Raw genomic sequence first — 24,930 nt, 5'->3', positions numbered from 1 at the left:
ATCGCAACTATCGATCAAGTCTGTTAGTTTTTTTGCTAAAGTCAGCGGAAATTTCTCGCACAGCAAGGACTGAGTATGCTGATTTTGATTTCACCTGCTAAAACGCTCGATTACCAAAGCCCGCTGGCGACCACGCGCTTTACCCAGCCGGAACTGCTGGATCACGCCCAGCAATTGATTAAGACCGCCCGCAAACTCTCTGCGCCACAAATCAAGGCGCTGATGGGTATCAGCGATAAGCTCGCCGATCTGAACGCGACCCGCTTTCACGACTGGCAGCCTGATTTCACTCCAGAAAATGCGCGCCAGGCGATTCTGGCATTCAAAGGTGATGTCTACACCGGTCTGCAGGCAGAAACCTTCAGCGAGGCGGATTTCGACTTTGCGCAGCAGCATCTGCGCATGCTTTCTGGATTATACGGCGTGCTGCGCCCGCTGGATCTGATGCAGCCCTATCGTCTGGAGATGGGTATCCGGCTGGAGAACGCCAAGGGTAAGGATCTGTATCAATTCTGGGGCGATACCATTACCAACAAACTCAACGACGTCATTGCCGCTCAGGGCGACGACATTGTTATCAATCTGGCCTCTGACGAATATTTCCGCTCGGTCAAAACCCAGAAACTGAAAGCCAGAGTAATCAAGCCGGTGTTCCTTGATGAGAAAAACGGCAAATTTAAGGTCATCAGTTTCTACGCCAAAAAAGCGCGCGGGCTAATGAGCCGCTACATCATTGAACAGCGGTTGACGAAACCGGAGCAGTTAGCCGGGTTTGATAGCGAAGGGTATTTCTTTGATGAAGAAGCGTCCGCGCCGGACGAAATGGTGTTTAAGCGTCACGAGCAGTAAGCGTTATGTTTCCCCCGCCAGCAGGCAGGGGAAACAGAGACATCACGCTTTGCTCATCATCAACTGACGCAGTGCGGAGAAATCCGCAGGCAACTGATGCGAAAGCAGAGGTAAGTCGGCGCGATCGGCCAGCTCTTTCGGCAGCGGCAAGGTTTCACCGAGGATCGCTTCGACGCTCTCTTTAAACTTCGCCGGATGCGCGGTGCCGAGGAACAAACCATATTCGCCCGGTTGCAGTTGATCGCGAAGCGCACGGTAAGCGATGGCGGCATGCGGTTCAGAAATGTAGCCCTTGCCTTTCAGCTCGCGGATAGTGGTTTTCGTGGTTTCATCATCCACCGCGGCATAACCCAGCTCGTTTAAGCGCCAGATCTTACGACGGAACAACTCTTCAACACGCGGCCAGTTATTTGGCTGACTGACATCCATCGCGTTCGATAACGTTGCTTGCGTCGCTTTCGGTTGCCACTGTCCCTCTTTCAGGAAACGCGGAACCGTGTCATTGGCGTTGGTGGCGGCGATAAAACGCTTGATAGGCAGCCCCAGCGACTTCGCCAGCAAACCGGCGGTCAAATCGCCGAAGTTACCGCTTGGCACGGAAACCACCAGCTGGTTGCGTGCTTCCTGTGGCAACTGCGCAACCGCTTCAAAGTAGTAACAAATCTGCGCTAACAGGCGGCTGATATTGATGGAGTTTGCCGAGTTCAGCCCAAGCGCCGCTTTGAGTTCTTCGTCATCGAACGCCTGCTTCACCAGCGCCTGGCAAGCATCGAAGTCTGCGTCGATAGCAACGGTTTCGATATTGCCGCCGAGCGTACAGAACAGCTTTTCCTGCAACGGGCTAATTTTGCCCTGCGGATAGAGGATCACCACACGTACGTTCTTCATTCCGTAGAAGGCGTGCGCCACAGCGGCCCCCGTGTCACCGGAGGTTGCCGTCAGAATCGTCACCGGCTTGTCGCCGCTGATAGCGCTCAGCATCTGCGCCATAAAACGCCCGCCGAAATCTTTGAACGCCAGCGTTGGCCCATGGAAAAGCTCCAGGCAGCCGACATCGCTCTCCACTGGTTTCACCGGCGCAGGAAAAGCAAACGCGGCACGTACGCGGGCTTTAAGCTGCTCCTCAGGAATTTCATCGCCAATAAACGCCGCCAGGATTTTTGCGCTGCGGGTGACGAAATCCTGCGCCAGCATCTCATCGACTTCGGTCAGGTTAAATTCCGGCAGATCGTGCGGGAAGAACAGCCCCTGATTTTTGCCAAGCCCCTGAGTAACGGCCTGCGCAAAGCTGACCTGTTCGTTATGATCTTTTAAGTTGTAAAGTTTCATTGGTTATCCCACTACGCGAGCGCCCGCCGTGTCCAGCCGGCAAATATGAACGAAGCCTTCCTGATTTTGCAGATAGTGTTTGCCGAGCCAGTCGGCAACGCGCTGCGCCGTATCCGGCTTGTCGCACAAGGCAAACAGCGTTGGCCCGGAACCCGAGATCCCGCAGGCCAGCGCGCCAATATCCGCCACTGCTTTACGTGCTTCCCCAAACCCTGGCAGCAATTTCATGCGGTACGGTTCGGCAATCACATCTTTCATCAATTTTGCTGCCAGCGCTGGCTGACGGCTGTAGCAAGCATGGATAAAGCCCGCCAGGTGGCGGCCGTGAGCAATGCAATCCTGACGGCGATATTGCGCGGGCAGAATCGCGCGCGCTTCCGCTGTCGAGACTTTAATGCCTGGATATGCCAAAACCCATAGCCACTCATCAAAGCCTGGCACCTGCTGGCTGATAATGCCGCTTTCCTCGATCATCAATTGCATGCCGCCGAGGTAGCAAGGCGCGACGTTATCGTAATGCACACTACCGGAAATACGCCCTTCCAGCTCACCCATCAGCGCCAGCATGCGCGTTTCGTTCAGCGGCTTACCGCAAAACTCATTCATCGCTACCAGCGCCGCGACCACCGAGCACGCGCTGGAACCAAGCCCGGAGCCGATCGGCATGTTTTTTTCCAGCGTCATCGCGACGGGTACTTGCTTGCCGATCTCCTGGCAGAACAGTTCCCAGCACTGATAAACGATATTTTCTTTCGGCTCAGTCGGTAATTTACTGGCGAAGCGGCCCACATTCTTCAGGCTGAAATGATCGGCGGTTTCCACACTGACATTATCGCCCAACAACGTACCATCCACGGGCGTAACCGCCGCGCCAAGCACATCAAAACCCACGCTCATATTGGCACTGGAGGCCGGAGCATACACCTTCACCATCTCAGACTCCTAACTTCCAGGACAGAGTGCGCAGCAAGTCGGCGAACACGCCCGCTGCCGTCACATCGTTACCCGCGCCATACCCGCGCAGCACCAGCGGTAGCGGCTGGTAATAGTGGCTGTAGAACGCCAGCGCGTTCTCGCCGTTTTTCACTTTGAACAGCGGATCGTTGCCATCGACTGCCGCGATTTTCACCCGGCAAGTGCCATCTTCTTCAATGTTGCCAACATAACGCAGCACCTTACCTTCATCGCGCGCTTTTGCGACTCGCGCGGCAAAATCATCTTCCAGCTCCGGCAGACGCGCCATAAAACTCTCGACATCGCCTGAATCGTCAAAACTCGCCGGCAACACCGGTTCGATGACGATATCCGACAACTCTAGTTCACGACCGGTTTCGCGCGCCAGAATCAGCAGTTTACGCGCCACATCCATACCGGAGAGATCATCTCGCGGATCCGGTTCGGTGTAGCCCATTTCGCGGGCGAGATTCGTTGCCGCCGACAGGCTCACCCCTTCATCCAGCTTGCCGAAAATAAACGACAAGGAACCGGAAAGAATGCCGGAGAAATGCTGCAACTCGTCACCCGCATTCAGCAGGTTTTGCAGGTTTTCAATCACCGGCAAGCCCGCGCCAACATTCGTGTCGTACAGGAATTTACGCCGCGACTTTTCCGCTGCGCGACGCAACTGGTGGTAATAATCCAGCGATGAGGTGTTGGCTTTTTTGTTCGGCGTGACAACGTGGAAACCTTCTCGCAGGAAATCCGCATACTGGTCGGCCACCGCCTGGCTGGAAGTACAATCAACGATTACCGGGTTCAGCAGGTGATACTCTTTTACCAGGCGAATCAGGCGGCCCAGGTTAAACGGCTCTTTGGCTTCGCCAAGTTCCGCTTGCCAGTTATCCAGGTTCAGGCCATGAACGTTAGTCAACAGCGCTTTCGAGTTCGCCACACCACAAACACGCAGGTCAATATGTTTGTTTTTTAGCCATGTTTGCTGGCGCTTAAGCTGTTCCAGCAGCGCACCGCCGACGCCGCCAACGCCAATCACAAAGACTTCGATCACCTGGTCGGTGTTAAACAGCATCTGGTGCGTGACGCGCACGCCGGTGGTGGCATCGTCGTTGCTAACCACCACAGAGATCGAGCGTTCAGAGGAGCCCTGAGCAATCGCCACAATATTAATATTTGCGCGCGCCAGCGCCGCAAAGAACTTCGCCGAAATTCCGCGCAATGTGCGCATACCGTCACCGACGACAGAGATGATCGCCAGACGCTCCATCACCGCCAGCGGCTCCAACAGCCCTTCTTTCAATTCGAGATAGAACTCTTCGCTCATGGCGCGCTGGGCACGGGCGCAATCGGATTGCGGCACACAGAAGCTGATGCTGTACTCCGAGGAGGATTGAGTGATCAACACGACGGAAATGCCGTTGCGCGACATCGCGGCGAAGACACGTGCCGCCATGCCGACCATGCCTTTCATCCCCGGACCGGAGACGCTGAACATCGCCATGTTATTCAGATTCGAAATGCCTTTTACCGGCAGACCATCTTCATCAGAGGTCGCGCCAATCAGCGTACCCGGCGCTTGCGGGTTTCCGGTGTTTTTGATCAGGCAAGGAATTTGGAACTGTGCGATGGGGGTAATGGTGCGAGGGTGAAGAACTTTGGCGCCGAAGTAGGAGAGCTCCATAGCTTCCTGGTACGACATCGACTTCAGCAGCCTGGCGTCTGGCACCTGGCGCGGGTCGCAGGTATAAACGCCGTCGACATCGGTCCAGATCTCACAACAATCTGCGCGCAGACATGCCGCAAGCACGGCAGCAGAGTAGTCGGAGCCGTTACGCCCAAGTACCACCAGCTCGCCCTTCTCGTTTCCGGCAGTGAAACCGGCCATCAGCACCATATGATCCGCAGGAATGCGGCTGGCGGCGATACGGCGAGTAGATTCAGCGATATCGACCGTTGATTCAAGGTAATGGCCGACAGCGAGCAATTTCTCAACCGGATCGATAACGCTGACTTTGTGACCACGCGCTTCCAGTAACCCTGCCATGATGGCGATAGAGAGTTTCTCACCACGGCAAATTAACGCAGCGTTGATGCTGTCCGGACACTGGCCGAGCAGGCTGATACCATGCAGGACGTGCTTAATCTGCGCGAACTCTTGTTCAACAAACGCTTTTAATTGTGCGAGAGGAAACCCAGCTTGCGCATCCGCCAGCCCTTGCAGCAGGTCGGCGAAGATACGCTCGGCGTCGCTAATGTTCGGAATGGCATCCTGGCCGCCGATCGTTTTTTCGATCATTGCCACCAGATGGTTAGTAATTTTCGCCGGGGCAGAAAGCACGGTGGCTACCTGCCCCTGCCTGGCATTACTTTCCAGGATATCGGCAACACGCAGAAAACGCTCTGCATTTGCCACTGATGTACCGCCGAACTTCAACACTCGCATGGTTTACCCCTTAATCTCTGGTCGAAAAAAAAGCCCGCACTGTTCAGGTGCGGGCTTTTTTCTGTGTTTCCTGTACGCGTCAGCCCGCACCGTTACCTGTGGTAATGGTGATGGTTGTAATTGTGGTAATGGTGCTGATGCGTTTCATGGATGTTGTGTGCTCTGTAATCATTATCTGTCTGTGCTGTATGCCTATATTGGTTAAAGTATCTGCCTGCTCAAGTCAATTTATTTTTATTTTTCGCCCTGTTGCCGATATTCCCGGCTGCGCCACAACAGACGTCATTTTCAACCTATTAGGATCATTCTCGTCATATATCGCAGTGACTTTAACTATAAAAAAACATTATGACAGCGATTTACTCGGCGAGTTTTTTTTCGATATCGTGCAGCAAACGATGCAACATTGCGGTGTCGCGCTGTTCCAAAAGGCCAAGACGCTGATCGAGCCAGTCGGCCATTTTAATGTCATCCGCTACGCCTAATTTTTCCAGTAATCCGCGAGTTCGCAAACGCAACGCCTGCAACTGATTGCCGTCAACCGGGGCTGCCTCTTTCGGAGTATGTTTCATTAAAGATGCTAATTGATAGCAGAAAACCATCACCGCCTGGCCGAGATTAAGTGAAGGATAATCCGCCACCATTGGAACACCCGTTAAAATATCAGCCAGCGCCAGTTCTTCATTGGTGAGCCCGGAATCCTCACGACCAAACACCAGCGCAGCACTGCTCAACCAAGTACTTTTCTCTTGTAACAATGGAACCAGTTCCGCAGGCGTCGCGTAATAATGGAATTTCGCCCGGCTGCGCGCAGTGGTAGCGATGGTAAAAGGAATATCCGCCAGCGCGTCGGCAAGAGTTGTATAAGTTTTAATATTATCAAGGATATCGCCGGATCCATGCGCCACGCGGCGTGCACCGTCTTGCAAGTGCGCCTCGCTGTCAACGATACGCAAATCGCTAAACCCCATGGTTTTCATCGCGCGGGCAGCGGCGCCGACATTTTCCGCTCTCGCGGGGGAGACAAGAACAACAGCCAATTCCATTTTACTTTCTCTTCTTACTGAGACCACGGGGAAATGTGACCTTTGTCATCATACTACGCGGTGCGAATTTACAATTATGTAACACAAATCACTGATTTAGCCCTTGTCTACGGTTAAAAAAAGCTAAACTATTTATCAGTGATATTACCTGCTAAGATGTTAACAGAAGGGACTTATCCCTATGTTTATTCATGGCATTTTAATACAGAATTTCCCACTTGTATTGGATTCGCCCTGTTTATCAATTAATATGCGCAACTAGTTGGTTTATTGAAAAATTGTAAGAAACGCTAGCATTTGGCTATCAAGATTTCTCCAAACTGTTAACGTGCTACAATTGAACTTGATATATGTCAACGAAGCGTAGTTTTATTGGGTGTCATTTACGTCTTAGCCTGTTATGTTGCTGTTAAAATGGTTAGGATGACAGCCGTTTTTGACACTGTCGGGTTCAGAGGGAAAGTGCCCACGACCAAGCTAATGATGTTGTTGACGTTGATGGAAAGTGCATCAAGAACGCAATTACGTACTTTAGTCATGTTACGCCGTCATGTTAATTTTCGACATGCACCAGGCTGGTCAGGGACTTTTGTACTTCCTGTTTCGATTTAGTTGGCAATTTAGGTAGCAAACATGCAGACCCCGCACATTCTTATTGTTGAAGACGAGTTGGTAACACGCAACACGTTAAAAAGCATTTTCGAAGCAGAAGGCTACGATGTCTTTGAAGCGACAGATGGCGCTGAAATGCATCAGATCCTTTCTGAAAATGATATCAACCTGGTGATCATGGATATCAATCTGCCGGGTAAAAACGGTCTTTTGCTGGCGCGTGAATTACGCGAACAGGCGAATGTCGCGCTGATGTTTCTGACGGGCCGTGATAACGAAGTCGATAAGATTCTGGGCCTTGAAATTGGTGCCGACGACTACATCACCAAACCGTTTAACCCACGCGAGCTGACTATCCGCGCGCGCAACCTGCTGTCCCGTACCATGAATCTGGGCACGGTTAGCGAAGAACGCCGCAGCGTTGACAGCTACAAATTCAACGGTTGGGAACTGGATATCAATAGCCGTTCATTGATTAGCCCGAACGGCGAGCAGTATAAGCTGCCGCGCAGCGAATTTCGCGCGATGCTGCACTTCTGCGAAAACCCAGGCAAAATCCAGTCTCGTGCTGAGTTGCTGAAAAAAATGACCGGTCGTGAACTGAAGCCACACGATCGTACGGTCGACGTAACTATCCGCCGTATTCGTAAACATTTCGAATCGACGCCGGACACCCCGGAAATCATCGCCACCATTCACGGTGAAGGTTACCGTTTCTGCGGTGATTTGCAGGAATAAGCCAGAATAATGATGAAAAAGCGGCACTAAGTGCCGCTTTTTTTATTTCCAGATGCGTAATTCTTCGTCACTCACTGGTTGCGGTATTTTCTTTGCAGAACCAGAAAGCGCATACCAGTCGATCTTGCGCGTCAACACCATCACTGCGCTCAGAGCGATAAACAAAACACCGGTGCCGAGCAACAGCGCATTATCTTCTGAGTTCAACAGGCTCCACATCACCGCATCAAGAACTAACAGTGCGAGACAAAACGACAAACCCGCACGCCAGCTTTTCAGTACGCCCTGTAAATAAACACCGTTTAGTAATGCACCAAGCAAGCTGGCAACTCCCCAGGCAATGGTGAATCCGGTATGTTCAGAAAGCGCCAGTAATACCAGGTAGAACATCACCAGCGATAGCCCCACCAGCAAATACTGCATCGGATGCATCTGCCGCGCGGTTAAACTTTCGAAAACGAAAAATGCCAGATAAGTCAGTACGATCAGCAAAATCGCGTATTTAACGGCTCTGTCGGTCAACTGGTACTGATCAGCGGGTGTAGCGATATTGACGCTAAAAGCAGGTAATTCCCAACTTTTGCTGACAGACAGCGCTCCGGCAGCTCGCATTTTGCTGTCCAGATTGTTGGCAAACCAACTACTTTGCCAGTGCGCCTGAAAACCACTGGCGCTCACCGTGCGTTGTTCCGGCAGAAAATCGCCCATAAAACCCGGATGCGGCCAGTCGCCATTCAGTGTCATCTCGCTATTTCGCCCCAGCGGCACCACGGAAAAATCACCGGTTCCGCTCAGACTAAACGCCATGGATAGCTTCAGCGATTGCTGCAAGTTCGCCATCGACAATGGCATATGCACGCCCTGCAGATCGCTTGCCAGCCCGGTTCCTGGCTCAACGCTGAGTGTCTCGCCATTCAACCGGGTGGTACGCAACTGGCCAATACCGCGCGAATCACTCAACGCTAGAACAAGAAATGGCTCGCCGGGAGAGACATTCTCATCGGCTTTGATATCCAGCCGCTTTGGGTCGAACTCCGCGTTGATCTCAATGTCGCTGTGCCAGATTTGCCCATCATAAATGCCGATCTTACGGGTTTCGACCTGCTGTTTGCCGTTAACCATCAGCGATTCTGGTAACCAAAAACGAAGATAACTTTGTTTACGCCGCACCTCTTTGGGCGCCTCGTTGTCACTGGCTTTTTCCAGGGAAACCACCGTTTCGGTCACCGGGATGGCAATCAACGGCCCGATCAATTTTTGACTGCCAGCGCTACTCTGGCGCAGCGTATCCGTCACATCGTTACGATAATTCGCGCGTTCGCCAATTAAGCCGCTCAGCAGCGTCAGCGGGATAAGCAGAACACAAAGACAACCTGGCAGCGTTACCATTTTCCAGAACAGGGGGGATTTCAACATAGCCTTCTCCTTAGTGATGTGCGCAGAGTAGCGAGGCTATGTGTGAAGGATTTGAAGTTATGTGAAGTGTGGGTGAAGTGTCAGCCGGGCCTCGCAACCCCCTTGCGGGCGGTTCAGGACGCTAATATCACCATGATGTAGCCGTGCGACTTCCTGAACAAAAGCCAGCCCCAGCCCACTGCTTTTTTGCCCGTCGGCACGCGGCAGGGAGTAGAAGCGTTCGAAAACGCGCTGCAGTGCATAATCCGGGATACCTGAACCGCTATCGCTGACTGTTAACACCAGCGCTTCAGCTTCCCGGCTGGCGCGTAACGCGACCACACCGCCAGGCGGTGTAAAATCAATGGCGTTATCCAGTAAATTGCCCAACGCCTGAGCCAGTAGTTCGCTATCCCCTGCCGCCACCGCATCCGCGGCGTCAATATGCAGAGTTAAGCCTTTCGCCGACAACACCACGCCGCGCTGCTCCTGCAACTGTCGAAAAAGCATACCGATGTCCACTGCCGCCAACGTAATTTCCAGCCGGTTTTCCAGTTTTGCCTGGTGTAACAACTTCTCAACCAGAGTCTGCATGCGGCTGTTTTGCGTAAGAATATTGTCGGTAAAACGTGTCACGACTTCTGGCGGTGGTCCTTCCCGCAAGATCTCCGCCGCGCCGCGAATGGCTGCCAGCGGGCTTTTCAGTTCATGGGTCAGGGCGTAAACATACTGCTCGATATAGTTTTTACCTTCCAGTTTCACACGCATACTTTCCAGCGCCTGCGCCAGTTTGCGCAACTCACTGCTTCCAAGTTCAGGTAAAGGAACCGGGCGGTTTTCGGTAACCGAATCGGCGTAGCGCGCCAGCTTGCCAATCGAGCGATTTATCCACCAGACCATGACTGCACCAATGAGCAGCGCAATACCCAGCAGCGCGCCGCCAGCCCATAAGATCCGCCGCTCGCTGCGTTTAATCACCGGATCCATCGCGCTGTTTGGCTTACCCACGCTGATGACACCGATAATGCGACCTTGATCGGTCACCGGGGCGGCAACATACATCACCGTACTCTGCGGGTTACGGGCATCCGCCAGCGAGCTACGGGCGCCGTAATTCCCGCGCAGCGTCAGCCAGACATCATTCCAGCGTGAGTAGTCTTCACCCAGCGCTTTTCCAGACGAATCAAACACCACGCGCCCGGTGCTGTCGGTCATGTAGACGTGATACTCATTGCGCACTTTATGGATCCCGCTGATATGCGCATTGATTGGCTGGTGATTTAACGTCGAGAACGCCTGCGCCAGGCGGCCATCCTGTGCATGACCAGAACGCAAATCTTCGCGAGCCAACTCCGCCAGCAGTGTCGCGGTATCAATAAGCGTACCTTCGGTGGCACGTCGTACGCCGGGTTTGATCTCCTGAACAAAGATCGACAGCACGAACCACGCGGCAACCGCCACGATCAGGAAATACCCCAGCAACAGGCGCATGCCAATGCGCATCAGCGGATCCCCAGGCTATAGCCCATACCGCGATGTGTATTGATAGGAGTGAGTTCAGCATTGATGGCGCGTAGCTTGGCGCGCAAAGTCTTGATATGAGTATCGACAGTGCGATCGAAACTCTCCTGAGCATCGCTCCAGACTTGATCCATCAATTGCTGGCGAGAAAAAACACGTCCTGGTGCCAACAGTAATGTTTTTAACAATAAAAATTCGTAGCGAGTCAGCAGCAGCGTTTCGCCGCACCAGCGAATAATCGCGGCGTCCTCGACCAACTCAAACTGGCCGATTCGCCGCATTTCATGGTGAAGAGATGCTTTTTGCAACCTGCGCAGCACAGTGCGTACCCTGGCGCATACTTCGCGGGGAGAAAAGGGTTTGGCAATGTAATCATCCGCGCCCATCTCCAGCCCCAGCAATTTGTCGACTTCATCGCTGCGCGCGGTAAGAAACAGCACCGGCAACGCGGGTGCGCGCGCCAAGAGCCGCCGACAGAGTTCAAAACCGCTAATATCCGGCAGACCGACGTCCAGAATCGCCAGCTCCGGCAGCCGCTGCTGCGCCGCATCCAGCACCGGTAAACCTCGCTCAAACGCGGTGACGGCAAAACCGTCCTGTTGCAACATGTAAATCAACGTTTCAGCGATGCTGGTTTCATCCTCTACCAGCCAGATCAGCGGTTGCGGCGTAGACATTGGGCTTATTTACTCCAGGGAATGATGGGTACTGCGCTTAAGGCGTTTTTCGGCGATCCTTCGACCACTTTATCGGAATAAGCCAAATACGCCAGTGTGTTACGTTTCGCGTCATAAAAACGCACCACCTGCAATTTCTTGAAGACCAACGACGTCCGTTTCTGGAAAACCACATCGCCCTGTGCCTTACCGTTTTTGATCTTATCGCTCAACTCAACCGGACCAACCTGCTGGCAAGAGATAGCGGCGTCGGACGTGTCTTCCGCCAGCCCCAGCCCACCTTTGATGCCCCCGGTTTTCGCCCGACTGATGTAACAGGTGACATTTTTCACATCAGGATCATCAAACGCTTCGACCACGATTTTGTGATCCGGCCCAAACATTTTAAACACGGTGTCCACGGAACCAATTTGTTCTGCATGAGCAGAGCCCAGCGTGGCCAACATTACTGCAGGAAGGATTAACTTTGTATATTTCATATTGTTACCATTTTTGAATATTACGGTGAGCAACTATTCAGCTTTCAAATGAGAAACTGTTTGCAGATCACTAATTTACAAAATTTATGATGAAAATCAGTCACAATGCGTATTTGTGCACAAAAAAAACACCGAATGCTAAACACCTAAAAACCCGTTATTATCCGTTGCCTGATATCAGGCGTTAATGCTGTTTTAAGGAAGAGGATATTGTATGGATCAGGCTGGGATCATTCGCGACTTACTTTCCTGGCTGGAAAGCCATCTGGATCAGCCGCTCGCTTTGGATAATGTGGCGGCAAAAGCGGGCTATTCCAAGTGGCACCTGCAAAGGATGTTCAAAGACGTGACCGGTCATGCCATCGGCGCTTATATTCGTGCGCGTCGTCTGTCAAAATCCGCGGTTGCTCTGCGCCTTACTGCCCGCCCTATTCTGGATATTGCTCTACAATACCGCTTTGATTCGCAACAAACCTTCACCCGCGCTTTCAAAAAACAGTTTGCTGTCACTCCTGCGCTCTATCGCCGTTCACCAGACTGGAGCGCGTTTGGCATTCGCCCGCCGATGCGTCTTGGCGAATTTACCATGCCAAAACATGACTTTGTCACCCTGCCGCCAATGCACCTTATTGGCACCACTCAGAGCTATACCTGCGCGCTGGAGGAGATCTCCGATTTCCGTAATCAAATGCGCATTCAGTTCTGGCGCGAGTTTTTGAGCAATTCACCGAAGATTCCACCGGAAATGTATGGCCTGCATGAGCCGCGCCCAAGCCTGGAAAAAGATGACGAACAGGAAGTGTTTTACACCACAGCGCTAACGCCGGAGATGGCGAACGGTTATCTGAGCAACGCGCAGCCAGTATTACTGGAAGGCGGCGACTACGTCTCTTTCGCCTATGAGGGTTCACCACACGGTTTTCAGGATTTCATCCTGACCGTTTACGGAACGTGCATGCCGATGCTTAACCTCACGCGCCGTAAAGGCCAGGATATTGAGCATTTTTACCCGCAGCATGAAGAGCCGCGCGCAGACGGTGAACCGCCATCACACATCCGCTGCGAGTATCTGGTGCCCATTCGCCGTTAACGCTGTAACTCATCCAACGCCGGGGCGTCCAGATGCGAGACGTCTCCTGCGGTTTCCACCACCCAGCCGGAAGCCAGCCACGGGCTCTGTTGATAATCAATGCGGGAAATGGAGCAGTTGCGCAGGCGCAGACGGCGTTCAGCATAAGCCGGAAGCCCAAGGATCGTGCTGACCAGACAGCCCAGTGCCATACCGTGACTGACCAGCAACGGGCGGCTCCCTTCGGGAAGATCCAGGCAGGTTGCCAGCGCCGCATGCATACGGTCGCTTAACTCCTGCATCGATTCGCCATCGGGAATGCGGCCATCGGCCGTGCCATTCACCAGTTGGCGACGCCAGCTCTCTTCTTCTTCAGTCAGGGAATCGATATGACGGCGTTCCAGCACGCCCATGTCCAGCTCGCGCAAACGCGGCTCAAAGGTGATATCGCAACCGCAGACTTCAGCGATAATCTCAGCCGTCCGGCGGGTTCGGCCCAGGTCGCTGGCAATAACGTGGGTAATGCCCAGCGCTTTTGCGCGCTCAGCTACCTGCCACGCCTGCTTCTCCCCTTTTTCGGTTAACGGACTGTCTGACTGGCCTTGAATACGACGCTCGGCGTTCCACTGCGTTTCACCGTGGCGAACAAGGTATACCTGTAACATGCTTTTTTATCCATTATACTGCGATGAATTTATTATCTGAGGAAGGTCTCTGTCCGGGGTAAAAGAACGCATCTCATTCCGGACATACCGTTATTGATTATGCACCATGTTGTCTCAGCTACCACAAATCCCGCGAAAATTCGGGCGATTCTGCACGCTTTTAACGAGATCTTCGGCGAAGGATCCTGCCATATAGACGCCGTTTCCGTCGATAGCGGCGTACCGGAACAGCCGTTTGGCAGTGAAGAAACGCGTACTGGCGCACGAAATCGCGTGGCCAATGCCCGTCATGTGCGCCCCGAAGCGGATTTTTGGGTGGCAATCGAAGCCGGGATCGATGAAGGCAGTACCTTCAGTTGGGTGGTGATAGAAAGCGCTGATCAGAAAGGTGAAGCCCGCTCGGCAACGCTGCCGCTACCGGAGATCATTTTACAGAAAGTGCGCGCTGGTGAAGCGCTCGGGCCTGTCATGTCGCGTTATACCGGAATTGATGAGATCGGCCGCAAAGAGGGTGCCATCGGCGTTTTCACCGCAGGTAAACTCACTCGCGAAAGCGTTTACCACCAGGCGGTGATTCTGGCGCTTAGCCCCTTTCACAACGCAATTTATCGCTGAGTATTCAGCAGCGTCTGCTCCAGCCATAAACGTAAATCAGCAGGCGCGGCTTTCAGGCTGTTGGAACCACGCGTAATGGTCGCGATACCTGCCCCCAGCTCGCTTTTCAGTTCACGCTGGCTCATCTCGCCGCGCAGCAGCTCTTCAATGATCCGCACTCTTGTGCCCAACGACTCGCGCTCATCTGGCGTAAGCATCAGATTAAGCAATGGAATGTGCAGATCCTTTTCGTAAGATTGCCGGACCAGATCAACGAAGCGTTGCCACTCCTGATCGCGCTGTTCGGCCATCGCTGCGGAATAGGGTGATTGCTGAGTCATAATTAGCCGCCATGTTAAAGGTTTACCGATGTGTACTCTTTAGCGAGTACACATCATAGCATAAACCACAGAAATCAATAACGGCGCTGCCATTCAGCATCATTAAACACTACAGGCTTATCTCCGTTCAGGAAATAGCGGTAATAAGCATCATAAGCCAGAACGTTTTTCACATAGCTGCGCGTTTCCGAGAACGGGATGCTCTCAATAAACGCCACCGCATCCAGTTTGCCGCCGCTGTTATTCAACCAGCTACGCACCCTTCCCGGCCCGGCGTTATAGGCTGCCGACGAGAAGATACGGTTATTGCCAAACTGCTGATAGACATATTGCAGGTAGCTGGTGCCGATGTTGATATTCATTTCCGGATCAAACAATTGGCCAGAATTGCTGTAGCCCGGAATATTAAACATCTTCACTGTGTGCGTGGCGGTACCCGGCATAATCTGCATTAAACCTGCCGCGCCAACCGGGGAGCGCGCCGTCGGGTTCCAGGCACTCTCCTGGCGCGATATCGCCATCGCATAGCTTTGCGAAATCCCTTTTCCACTGGTGTAGCGGGCATAAAGATCGCTATACGCCAGCGGGAAACGCTCTTCAAGTTGATCCCACAACTTGCCGGCAATCGTGGCCTGCACGCTCAGATCCCACCAGTGTTGATTAAAAGCATAACGCGCCAGCTGCGCCTGCTCTTGCTGGGTTAGGCTGGTCACCAGATTCGCCCACTCGCTGCGCGCGGTGTTATCCAGCCCCCAGTACATCAGTTCACGAACGCGCGCCATTTCTGCGCCCTGCGTTAGCGTCGTGGAGACATTTCCCTGCGCTTTGTCTATCTGCATAGAGTAATCTTCACCCAGCCGCTGCGCAGCGGCCATCGGGTAAAAACCGCGCTGCTTCATCAGGGCGTGAAGGATCTCTTTGGCTTCATCCTCGCGTCCGCGCTCAAGCAATAAATCCGCCTGCCAGTAGCGCCACTCGTCTTTCTCTTTTGCGTCCATCGGCAAGCGCGAAAGCCAGGTATTCAGCCCACGACGATCGCCGTTGCCAATCGCCATACGCACCCGACGCTCCAGCAAAGAGACCGATTGCGAGCGCATAATCGCATCATCGCGCCAGCGCGCCTGATCGCTGGTGACGTCATTGCCCATCAACCGCCATGCGACAATATCGCGCAGCGTCTGGGTTTGTTCCTCATTCAACTGCTGCGCCTGCACCAGCGACGGGATCATCAGGCGCGCATTTTCCACATCCTGACGCGCTACGCTTTCAAAGGCTTCCGCAGCCATCTGACGGGTAAAATCCGTTGCGCCGGTGGTGGTGGCAAAGGACATCACGCTCAATGGATTGTTGGCAAGATTAATGATAGCCGCCGAAATGGTTTGATAATCAGGCGGCATCTGCCCGGCCAGCAGCGTGACCAGTTTGGTATTACCCGCTTTCATCGCCAGGCGAATACGCTCCAGAAAGGCGAGTGGATCCTGTTTCCCGGAAGCGCGCCATGCGCCAAATAGCTGATCGCACGCATTAGGCTGGCTTTTGCCGCTTAACCACAGCTCTTTCGCGCCAGCCCATGCTTCATCGGCCTGGCCGGTATTCCACTTCGCAAAATAGTAGTTACATTGCGCTTCGGTGGTAGCGGGTTTCTCCGGGCTGAACGCCAGCAGACCACGCCAGTCTTGCCGACGGGCCAGCTCATTAACAAAGCGAGATTTCAGCGTGCGCGCCGCCGGTAGCGTCGGGTTGGCCTGCACAAAGTTAGTCACCGTAATGGCGGGTTGATTCATCAGATCGTCGGTAATCTGACGATATTGCAGGTAGGGGTAAAGCGGATAGGTTTGGAGCGTGGGCAGCAGTTGCTGCACCACGTCCATCTGTTTGTTGTCCCATGCGTTTTTTATCTGCGCGTAACGGTTACGTTGTTCATCCAGTGAATCTGCTCGCGCCACATTGCTGAGGGACAGCAAACAAACGCAGGCCGCCGCGAATCGCCAGGCGGCATGTTTAGCTCTCTGCACAGCTCTTTCCTCTTATCTGTCACGTTTTTGCAGCGTCATGCCGCGTAATGCGTTAATGCTAACCGGGCAACTCGTAACGCGCCACGTTGCGCACACTTTTTTACCTTTCTGGCGTGATTTAACACACCCGTCGCGGCTGGCTGGGATTAAGCCGCGAAAACGGCTACACTCCGCTGTTGAATACCACTCTCATTACAAAGAGGCGAAGTCCAACGTGGCTCAATTCGTATATACCATGCATCGTGTCGGCAAAGTTGTCCCGCCGAAACGTCATATTCTGAAAAATATCTCGCTAAGCTTCTTCCCGGGCGCAAAAATCGGCGTGCTGGGTCTTAACGGTGCCGGTAAGTCTACCCTGCTGCGCATCATGGCCGGCATCGATACAGACATCGAAGGTGAAGCCCGCCCGCAGCCTGGCATTAAGATCGGTTACCTGCCGCAGGAACCGCAGTTGAACCCGGAGCAGACCGTACGTGAATCGGTTGAAGAAGCCGTATCCGAAGTGGTCGAGGCCCTGAAACGTCTGGATGAAGTGTATGAGCTGTATGCCGATCCAGAAGCGGATTTCGACAAACTGGCGGCAGAACAAGGCAAGCTGGAAGAGATTATCCAGGCGCATGACGGTCATAATCTGAATGTGCAACTGGAACGCGCCGCCGACGCGCTGCGCCTGCCGGACTGGGATGCAAAAATTGCCAATCTTTCCGGTGGTGAACGCCGTCGTGTCGCGCTGTGCCGTCTGCTGCTGGAAAAGCCGGACATGCTGCTGCTCGACGAACCCACCAACCACCTGGACGCCGAGTCCGTTGCCTGGCTGGAGCGCTTCCTGCACGACTTCGAAGGCACCGTGGTGGCGATTACCCACGACCGTTACTTCCTCGATAACGTCGCCGGTTGGATCCTCGAACTAGACCGCGGTGAAGGTATTCCGTGGGAAGGCAACTACTCTTCCTGGCTGGAGCAGAAAGATCAGCGTCTGGCGCAGGAAGCCTCTCAGGAAGCGGCCCGTCGTAAATCTATTGAGAAAGAGCTGGAGTGGGTGCGTCAGGGTACGAAAGGCCGTCAATCTAAGGGCAAAGCCCGTCTGGCGCGCTTTGAAGAACTCAACAGCACTGAATATCAGAAACGTAACGAAACCAACGAACTCTTTATTCCACCGGGACCTCGCCTGGGCGATAAAGTGGTTGAAGTCAGCAACCTCAGTAAATCTTACGGCGATCGCCAGCTGATTGATGGCCTGTCATTCTCCGTGCCGAAAGGCGCGATTGTCGGCATTATCGGCCCGAACGGCGCAGGTAAATCCACGCTGTTCCGTATGATGTCCGGCCAGGAGCAGCCTGATGGCGGCACCATTACGCTGGGTGAAACCGTCAAACTGGCCTCGGTTGATCAGTTCCGCGACGCGATGGATAACAGCAAAACCGTGTGGGAAGAAGTTTCCGGCGGGCTGGACATTATGCGCATCGGTAACACTGAAATGCCAAGCCGCGCGTACGTTGGCCGCTTTAACTTTAAAGGCACCGACCAGGGTAAACGCGTGGGCGAGCTGTCCGGCGGTGAGCGCGGTCGTCTGCATCTGGCAAAACTGTTACAGGTTGGCGGCAACATGTTGCTGCTTGACGAACCGACCAACGACCTGGATATCGAGACCCTGCGTGCGCTGGAAAACGCCCTGCTTGAATTCCCGGGCTGTGCGATGGTTATCTCGCACGACCGTTGGTTCCTTGACCGTATCGCCACCCACATTCTGGATTACCAGGACGAGGGCAAAGTGGAGTTCTTCGAAGGTAACTTCACCGAATACGAAGAGTATAAGAAACGCACGCTGGGTGCGGATGCGCTGGAGCCGAAGCGTATTAAGTACAAACGTATCGCCAAATAAGCCGAGACAAAAGCGAATGGGGAGACCCATTCGCTTTCCTCCCAAACGCTCAGCGAAATCCTCTGTAATAAGCGCATAAAAAAGTTTATTTGTTTTTATACTATCTTCGCCGCGATCCAGAGGCAGATGCATTCATTGCAGAAATAATCTAAAACTAAAATCCTGAATAAAACTTACCCCATAGAATAAGCATCCAGCAATTTCATTTTAACAGACTAATGCTTTTAGTATTTGCCATTTTGTCTCTATATTGCTTAACGCTAAGACCAGACGCTAACATGATACTCATTACCTTAGTTAATAAATGAACGCATGGTTATAATTAATGCATATCATTACGGAAGATGTTTTTCTTAAAAACGGATTACAGACATTTATTAAGCAAAAAGAAATAATACTGGATAGTAACGATGTTATTTTAGATTTTGATAATAACTTTATTATTATCACTACATTATCGACACTGAACAGAATAATAAAAAACGAAAATGCATTTGAATGCTACCTATTGTATTCATTTTTGAAAATCAAAAAAGACACAAAACTAACCGAAATATTCCACACGTTAAAACATAAATCGTGGCGAAATAAACAAGGTCAGGAATTGAAAATTACACTAACACAAAAAGAGAGAATGCTGCTTAGCCATATTATTAGTGCAGGTAACAAGAAAAGCAGGCTAATTCACAGTGGGCTGGATATCAAAACGGTCAGTACGCACAAATATAATATGTTAAAAAAGGTGAATCAGCCGTCAATCGCCGCGCTGACGCAGGTGCATAACCGTTGGGAGAACTTTCGTAATCAACCTGCAAACTAACCGATATACAGGCCGCGGAATATACCAGACCGGCCTGCCCTCAGCTTACGGCCCCATTAACTGTTTTACCAGGTCGACGCACTGTAAAAAACGTGAGTCATAATCTGCGGCTTCAACACGCACATACTCGATATTATTTTCCCGCAGCATCGTCACTAATAAATCCTGAAACTCCTTGCGATCGACTGAACTGCCGAGGCTTCTTAGGCCATCATTCACCCACGGCGTATTATTTTCCAGCAGGATCACCAGGTCAAAACGATATTCATCAATCAAAGCCTGAACGAAAGGATGTTCGCGGCCTTCATATTTTTTGCAGAACGCCTGCGTGGTGACAAAATCCGTATCGATAAACGCCACTTTATTGGCGTACTTCACGGCAAAATCGATGTATTGCGCATGTCCGAGAGCAATTTTGTCATAATCAGAATATTGCAGCGCAATTTCGTCACCACCAAGATGAGAAAAGACGTAATCGCGACCATATTCCCATGCGCTGGTGGTATTGAAGATATTGGCGAGTTTATTAACCAGCGTCGATTTACCACTGGATTCTCCGCCCAGAATCGCCACCGTGCGCACAAAAAAGGGCTTCACCTCCGTCGGAATATAATCCCAGTAACGGAACGGGTTCTCGCGGATTTGCGAACCGCTGATATTCATAAAGGTGCGCTTTGGATCGACCAGTACCGCGTCAATCCCCAGATGCTGCCGGTACTGCGGCGCATCAGCCTCTTCGGAAGTGTAAATCCAGTCTGGCGTGATGCCTTTTTCGGTCATAAACGCTTTGATGCCTTTACTCCAGACATCCCAGCCGTGCGGATACGGCTCCATGCCCTCCTCGTTAAAAGCATGAATACGAATATTTTTCTGGTACTTAAAGGTCTGTAGCAGCCAACGCAAACGGTCACTCACCGTCGGTTGTTGCGACATCGCGCTGTCTTCAAACAACTCGCGATCGCGCGTTTCGTCATAACCAAGGATGATATGCAACTCATCCACCTGGCTGCAGGCGCGCTGAATTAAGTAGATATGGCCGGTATGCAGCGGGTAAAACTTGCCGAAAACCACACCAATACTTTTCTGCCGACGGGGAAACTCCAGATCGAGAAAGCGGTGCAGCGCCTCAAGTTTTTGCGCGCTGGGGCTCTTAATTTTGGCATTCAGCAGCTGGCTCAAATAGCCTTTGGTCATACCGCTGGCATCGGCCACCTGCTGTAACGTGCAGCCTTTCTGGCGAATCGCGGTTTTTAAGTAGTCGAATGACGACATTGTTGCCTCCTGCAAAAAATCATTAGCCAATTATAAGTCGTCAAAGACGTTTAACGCATCCGCGAGCTTCTTCACACCAAAAATTTGCATTCCTTCTGGCACTTTTTTCGGCACATTTGCCGACGGGACAATCGCGCGGCGGAAGCCATGCTTCGCGGCTTCTGAAATGCGCTCCTGGCCGCTGGGCACCGGGCGAATTTCTCCCGCCAGCCCCACTTCGCCAAACACCACTAAATCCTGCGGCAACGGTCTGTCACGCAGGCTGGAAACCATCGCCAGCAATAGCGCCAAATCGGCGCTGGTTTCGGTTACTTTGACCCCGCCAACCACGTTGACGAACACGTCCTGATCCGCCATCTGCAAACCACCGTGGCGATGCAGCACCGCCAGTAAAATCGCCAGGCGGTTTTGCTCCAGTCCCACCGCCACGCGGCGCGGATTGGACATCATTGAGTGATCGACCAACGCCTGAATTTCGACTAACAGCGGGCGAGTGCCTTCCCACACCACCATCACCGAACTGCCGGAAGTCACTTCATCGCCGCGGCTTAAAAAAATCGCCGACGGATTGCTGACTTCACGCAGCCCCTGTTCGGTCATGGCGAACACGCCGAGTTCGTTGACTGCGCCGAAACGGTTTTTATGGCTGCGCAAGGTGCGAAAACGTGAATCCGCGTCGCCGTCGAGCAGCACCGAGCAGTCAATACAGTGTTCGAGCACCTTCGGCCCGGCCAGCGAACCATCTTTGGTAACGTGGCCGACCATCACAATCGCCACGCCGCGCGTTTTCGCAAAGCGCGTCAGATAAGCCGCCGTTTCACGCACCTGCGCCACGCTGCCGGGCGACGACTGGATATCAGCCATGTGCATGACCTGAATCGAGTCGATCACCATCAGCTTCGGCTGTTCCTCTTCAGCGATCATGCAGATTTGTTCGATGCTGGTTTCCGACAGCATATTGAGGTTACCGGTCGGCAGGCCCAGGCGATGCGCGCGCATCGCTACCTGCTGCAATGACTCTTCGCCGGTGACATACAACGTTTTCATCTGCTCGGCGAGCTTACACAGCGTCTGCAACAACAACGTGGATTTACCCGCGCCGGGGTTGCCGCCAATCAGAATCGCGCTACCGGGAACCACACCGCCGCCCAGTACGCGGTCGAACTCTTTAAAACCGGTGGAAAAACGCGGCAGTTCTTCAAGGCTGATATCCGCCAGTTTCTGCACTTTTGATACACCAGCGCTGCCCGCATAACCGGAAAGGCGCTCATTACGCGCCACGGTGGGCGAAGCGGCAACACGCACTTCCGTAATGGTGTTCCATGCGTGACAGGCGCTGCACTGCCCCTGCCAGCGCGGATAATCCGCACCGCATTCATTACAGACAAACGCACGTTTGGGAGCTTTCGCCACAATAACCTCTACTTCTTATTAATGCTGCCGGAAAGAATACAAAATACGCCCATCAGATCGGCGTGACGAATGGTGACTTCCGCCTTCTCATTCACTTTGGGTTTGGCATGAAACGCAATACCGAGCCCGGCGGCCTTGATCATCGGCAAATCGTTCGCGCCATCGCCAATCGCCACCGTTTGCTCCGGCGCGATTTCATATTTTTCAGCCAGTTGCTTCAGCGTATTGGCTTTGAACTGCGCATCAACGATATCGCCCAACACCTGGCCGGTGAATTTACCGTCCATGATCTCAAGTTCGTTGGCGACCGCCGCCGTCAAATGCAGCTTATCGCGCAGGTAATCGGCAAAGAAAGTAAAACCGCCCGAGGCGATAGCCACTTTCCAGCCTAATGTTTCCAGCTTCAACACCAGTTGCACCAGCCCCGGCATTAACGGCAGTTTTTCCCGCACCTGCAGCAAAATATTGGCATCAGCGCCTTTCAGCGTCGCCACGCGGCTGCGCAGGCTGGCGGCAAAATCGAGCTCGCCGCGCATCGCACGTTCGGTCACTTCCGCCACCATTTCGCCGGTGCCGGCAAGCTTAGCGATCTCATCAATACATTCGATTTGAATGGCGGTGGAGTCCATATCCATCACCAGCAGCCCTGGCGAGCGCAGATGCGGGATTTTCCCCAGCGGGGCGACATCCATACCTTCGTCGTGCGCCAGGCGCGTCGCGCGCGGCGTCAACGAACCCGCCAGGCGAAGAACCTGATAATCGTCAACGCTCCACGCGGCAACAATCACCATTGCCGCACCCAATTTACGCTGATAGGTCGTCAGACGTTGCTTATCCAGATTACGCGCGTACAGCAGCCAGCCACTGCGACCAGCGTGATAGTCGAGAGGCATTACCTCATCGCCACTTAAAGAGAGCGGCAATCCCGGCCACTGAGAAACATCATCGGGCAGATCGCACCAGGTCAAACTGTTAGGCATTAAAGCTCCTGTAAAAACGTTCGCGCCAGAAAGCATCGGAGGGGAAAATAACGCATGAGGCTACCTTGTAACCAGCGCTTCTGGCAACATTAAGCCTCAAATTTTCAACAGGTGGAATATGGCTCGCGCAAAACTTAAATTTCGGCTGCATCGCGCCGTAATCGTCCTCATCTGTCTGGCACTGCTGGTCGCACTGATGCAGGGCGCATCCTGGTTCAGCCAAAACCATCAGCGCCAGCGCAATCCGCAGTTTGAAGAGCTGGCGAGAACGCTGGCACGCCAGGTGACGCTGAATCTCACGCCGCTGATGCGCACCGAAACCCCGGACGAAAAACGGATCAACGTCGTGCTGCGCCAGCTCACTGAAGAGAGCCGCATTCTGGATGCCGGGGTGTACGATGCGCAAGGCGATCTCATCGCGCGCTCCGGCGAAAGTATTGATGTGCGTGACCGGCTGGCGCTGGACGGCAAAAAAGCAGGCGGCTATTTCAACCAGCAAATTGTTGAGCCGATTCAGGGAAAGAGCGGCCCGCTGGGCTACCTGCGCCTGACGCTGGATACGCACACGCTGGCGACAGAAGCCAGGCAGGTGGATAACACCACCAATATTCTGCGCCTGATGTTGCTGCTGTCGCTGGCCATTGGCGTCGTGCTGACGCGCACCCTGTTGCAGGGCAAACGCACGCGCTGGCAGCAGTCGCCGTTTTTGCTGACGGCCAACAAATCCGTCCCGGAAGAAGAAGAGCAACAAAAGAAAGAGTAGCTCTGGCCGCTACCGGTAAAAATTACAGGTTACAGAAAGGAAATCTGCTATGTCGACGCTTCGTCTGCTTATCTCTGACTCGTACGATCCCTGGTTCAACCTGGCGGTGGAAGAGTGCATTTTCCGCCAGATGCCCGCCACGCAACGCGTACTGTTCTTATGGCGCAACGCGGATACGGTGGTAATTGGGCGGGCGCAAAACCCGTGGAAAGAGTGCAATACCCGCCGCATGGAAGAAGATAACGTGCGGCTGGCAAGGCGTAGCAGCGGTGGCGGCGCGGTATTCCATGACCTCGGCAATACTTGTTTCACCTTTATGGCGGGAAAGCCGGAGTACGACAAAACCATCTCCACGGCGATTGTGCTTAATGCCCTGAATTCCCTGGGTGTGACCGCAGAAGCCTCCGGGCGCAACGACCTGGTGGTGAAAACGGCAGAAGGCGATCGCAAAGTGTCTGGTTCAGCCTACCGGGAAACCAAAGATCGTGGCTTCCATCATGGCACGTTATTGCTGAACGCCGATCTTAGCCGTCTGGCCAATTACCTCAATCCGGACAAGAAAAAGCTGCAAGCCAAAGGAATCACGTCGGTGCGCGGGCGCGTGGCGAATCTGGTGGATCTGCTGCCGGGCATTACCCATCAGCAAATCTGTGAAGCGATCACCGAAGCCTTCTTTGCTCACTATGGCGAACGGGTCACGGCGGAAGTTATCTCGCCAGATAAAACCCCGGACTTACCCAATTTCGCCGAAACCTTCGCCCGCCAGAGTAGCTGGGAGTGGAACTTCGGCCAGGCACCGGCGTTCAGCCATCTGCTTGATGAGCGCTTTACCTGGGGCGGTGTGGAACTGCATTTTGACGTGGAAAAAGGCCACATCACCCGCACACAGGTGTTTACCGATAGCCTCAACCCCGCGCCGTTAGAAGCGCTGGCCGCACGTTTGCAGGGCTGCCTCTACCGCGCAGATATGCTGGCGCAGGAGTGTGATGCGCTATTAGTCGATTTTCCTGAGCAGGAACAAGAACTTCGCGAGCTTTCCGCATGGATTGCCAGCGCGGTGAGGTAGCCCTGTA

General features: G+C 53.2%; 24 protein-coding genes and 1 other annotated feature. Of the genes, 8 read left to right on the top strand and 16 right to left on the bottom strand.

What is annotated here, in order from left to right:
- The first annotated feature begins 75 nt into the window (after positions 1-75).
- Entirely contained in the window at positions 76-849 is a 774-nt protein-coding gene (gene yaaA / locus BN2591_RS07735; protein ID WP_086870428.1) for a peroxide stress protein YaaA, read from the top strand.
- A gap of 42 nt (positions 850-891) precedes the next feature.
- On the opposite strand, the gene thrC is transcribed toward yaaA, so the two are convergent.
- The 6 genes from thrC to yjjY all read right to left on the bottom strand — a co-directional run bounded on the left by thrC (position 892) and on the right by yjjY (position 7,160).
- On the bottom strand, positions 892-2,178 hold the full coding sequence (gene thrC, locus BN2591_RS07730; RefSeq protein WP_086870426.1) for a threonine synthase: 1,287 nt from the start codon (positions 2,176-2,178) through the stop codon (positions 892-894).
- Positions 2,179-2,181: 3 nt separating this feature from the next.
- Positions 2,182-3,111, bottom strand: a complete 930-nt coding sequence (gene thrB / locus BN2591_RS07725; RefSeq protein WP_086870424.1) for a homoserine kinase — start codon at positions 3,109-3,111, stop codon at positions 2,182-2,184.
- Position 3,112: 1 nt separating this feature from the next.
- Positions 3,113-5,575 (bottom strand): bifunctional aspartate kinase/homoserine dehydrogenase I, encoded by a 2,463-nt coding sequence (thrA, locus tag BN2591_RS07720; protein WP_086870422.1) that lies wholly within the window; start codon positions 5,573-5,575, stop codon positions 3,113-3,115.
- Positions 5,576-5,598: 23 nt separating this feature from the next.
- Positions 5,599-5,716, bottom strand: a sequence feature (Thr leader region).
- Complete coding sequence (thrL, locus tag BN2591_RS07715; protein ID WP_110093700.1) at positions 5,655-5,723, bottom strand: thr operon leader peptide; 69 nt, start codon at positions 5,721-5,723, stop codon at positions 5,655-5,657. It overlaps the preceding feature by 62 nt.
- Positions 5,724-5,934: 211 nt before the next feature.
- Positions 5,935-6,621 carry a tRNA/rRNA methyltransferase gene (locus tag BN2591_RS07710; protein WP_086870420.1) on the bottom strand — a complete coding sequence of 229 codons (687 nt, stop codon included), beginning with the start codon at positions 6,619-6,621 and terminating at the stop codon, positions 5,935-5,937.
- Positions 6,622-7,019: 398 nt separating this feature from the next.
- Positions 7,020-7,160 (bottom strand): YjjY family protein, encoded by a 141-nt coding sequence (gene yjjY / locus BN2591_RS07705; protein ID WP_086870418.1) that lies wholly within the window; start codon positions 7,158-7,160, stop codon positions 7,020-7,022.
- 94 nt (positions 7,161-7,254) lie between these two features.
- On the opposite strand from yjjY, the gene arcA reads away from it, so the two are divergent.
- Entirely contained in the window at positions 7,255-7,971 is a 717-nt protein-coding gene (gene arcA / locus BN2591_RS07700; protein WP_003856501.1) for a two-component system response regulator ArcA, read from the top strand.
- A 42-nt stretch (positions 7,972-8,013) separates the two neighbouring features.
- Here the strand turns inward: arcA and creD are convergent, their stop codons facing one another.
- From creD to creA, 4 genes are read right to left on the bottom strand one after another with little or no spacing between them, the layout of a single operon-like run.
- The gene (gene creD / locus BN2591_RS07695) at positions 8,014-9,387 is read right to left on the bottom strand and encodes a cell envelope integrity protein CreD (protein WP_086870416.1); all 1,374 of its coding nucleotides are present in this window, start codon (positions 9,385-9,387) and stop codon (positions 8,014-8,016) included.
- Between the two features lie 57 nt (positions 9,388-9,444).
- Positions 9,445-10,869 (bottom strand): two-component system sensor histidine kinase CreC, encoded by a 1,425-nt coding sequence (creC, locus tag BN2591_RS07690; protein ID WP_086870414.1) that lies wholly within the window; start codon positions 10,867-10,869, stop codon positions 9,445-9,447.
- The gene (gene creB / locus BN2591_RS07685) at positions 10,869-11,564 is read right to left on the bottom strand and encodes a two-component system response regulator CreB (protein WP_086870412.1); all 696 of its coding nucleotides are present in this window, start codon (positions 11,562-11,564) and stop codon (positions 10,869-10,871) included. The genes creC and creB overlap by 1 nt, the downstream gene beginning before the upstream one ends.
- Before the next feature lie 5 nt (positions 11,565-11,569).
- Positions 11,570-12,043 (bottom strand): protein CreA, encoded by a 474-nt coding sequence (gene creA / locus BN2591_RS07680; protein ID WP_086870410.1) that lies wholly within the window; start codon positions 12,041-12,043, stop codon positions 11,570-11,572.
- A gap of 214 nt (positions 12,044-12,257) precedes the next feature.
- Here creA and robA point away from each other — a divergent pair, with 214 nt between their 5' ends.
- On the top strand, positions 12,258-13,133 hold the full coding sequence (gene robA / locus BN2591_RS07675) for an MDR efflux pump AcrAB transcriptional activator RobA (protein ID WP_086870408.1): 876 nt from the start codon (positions 12,258-12,260) through the stop codon (positions 13,131-13,133).
- Here the strand turns inward: robA and gpmB are convergent.
- Positions 13,130-13,777, bottom strand: a complete 648-nt coding sequence (gene gpmB / locus BN2591_RS07670; RefSeq protein ID WP_017457855.1) for a 2,3-diphosphoglycerate-dependent phosphoglycerate mutase GpmB — start codon at positions 13,775-13,777, stop codon at positions 13,130-13,132. The genes robA and gpmB overlap by 4 nt on opposite strands.
- A 99-nt stretch (positions 13,778-13,876) precedes the next feature.
- On the opposite strand from gpmB, the gene yjjX reads away from it, so the two are divergent.
- Positions 13,877-14,392, top strand: a complete 516-nt coding sequence (gene yjjX / locus BN2591_RS07665) for an inosine/xanthosine triphosphatase (RefSeq protein WP_086870406.1) — start codon at positions 13,877-13,879, stop codon at positions 14,390-14,392.
- Here yjjX and trpR read toward each other — a convergent pair.
- Positions 14,383-14,712 (bottom strand): trp operon repressor, encoded by a 330-nt coding sequence (gene trpR / locus BN2591_RS07660; protein ID WP_017457853.1) that lies wholly within the window; start codon positions 14,710-14,712, stop codon positions 14,383-14,385. The two genes, yjjX and trpR, sit on opposite strands and share 10 nt — an antisense overlap.
- Before the next feature lie 74 nt (positions 14,713-14,786).
- Positions 14,787-16,727 (bottom strand): murein transglycosylase, encoded by a 1,941-nt coding sequence (gene sltY, locus BN2591_RS07655; protein WP_086870404.1) that lies wholly within the window; start codon positions 16,725-16,727, stop codon positions 14,787-14,789.
- A 214-nt stretch (positions 16,728-16,941) separates the two neighbouring features.
- On the opposite strand from sltY, the gene ettA reads away from it, so the two are divergent.
- Positions 16,942-18,609, top strand: coding sequence for an energy-dependent translational throttle protein EttA (gene ettA, locus BN2591_RS07645; RefSeq protein WP_086870402.1), 1,668 nt, complete (start codon positions 16,942-16,944; stop codon positions 18,607-18,609).
- Between the two features lie 325 nt (positions 18,610-18,934).
- On the top strand, positions 18,935-19,429 hold the full coding sequence (locus tag BN2591_RS07640) for a response regulator transcription factor (RefSeq protein WP_086870400.1): 495 nt from the start codon (positions 18,935-18,937) through the stop codon (positions 19,427-19,429).
- Between the two features lie 45 nt (positions 19,430-19,474).
- On the opposite strand, the gene nadR is transcribed toward BN2591_RS07640, so the two are convergent.
- Genes nadR through serB form a run of 3 tightly spaced genes read right to left on the bottom strand, consistent with a single transcriptional unit; the run spans position 19,475 to position 23,094 of the window.
- Complete coding sequence (nadR, locus tag BN2591_RS07635) at positions 19,475-20,701, bottom strand: multifunctional transcriptional regulator/nicotinamide-nucleotide adenylyltransferase/ribosylnicotinamide kinase NadR (RefSeq protein WP_086870398.1); 1,227 nt, start codon at positions 20,699-20,701, stop codon at positions 19,475-19,477.
- A 30-nt stretch (positions 20,702-20,731) separates the two neighbouring features.
- Positions 20,732-22,114: a DNA repair protein RadA gene (gene radA, locus BN2591_RS07630; protein WP_017457848.1), complete on the bottom strand. Its 1,383-nt coding sequence runs from the start codon at positions 22,112-22,114 to the stop codon at positions 20,732-20,734.
- A gap of 8 nt (positions 22,115-22,122) precedes the next feature.
- Positions 22,123-23,094 (bottom strand): phosphoserine phosphatase, encoded by a 972-nt coding sequence (gene serB, locus BN2591_RS07625; RefSeq protein WP_017457847.1) that lies wholly within the window; start codon positions 23,092-23,094, stop codon positions 22,123-22,125.
- Positions 23,095-23,212: 118 nt separating this feature from the next.
- Here serB and BN2591_RS07620 point away from each other — a divergent pair, with 118 nt between their 5' ends.
- Complete coding sequence (locus BN2591_RS07620; RefSeq protein ID WP_017457846.1) at positions 23,213-23,857, top strand: YtjB family periplasmic protein; 645 nt, start codon at positions 23,213-23,215, stop codon at positions 23,855-23,857.
- Between the two features lie 49 nt (positions 23,858-23,906).
- Positions 23,907-24,923: a lipoate--protein ligase gene (gene lplA / locus BN2591_RS07615; RefSeq protein ID WP_086870396.1), complete on the top strand. Its 1,017-nt coding sequence runs from the start codon at positions 23,907-23,909 to the stop codon at positions 24,921-24,923.
- Positions 24,924-24,930: the final 7 nt, after the last annotated feature.

It is taken from the genome of Kosakonia pseudosacchari (assembly GCF_900184035.1).
GTDB lineage: Bacteria > Pseudomonadota > Gammaproteobacteria > Enterobacterales > Enterobacteriaceae > Kosakonia > Kosakonia pseudosacchari.
The sequence above is the reverse complement of the archived record's forward strand: the minus strand, read 5'-3'. Positions and strand labels throughout refer to the sequence as shown.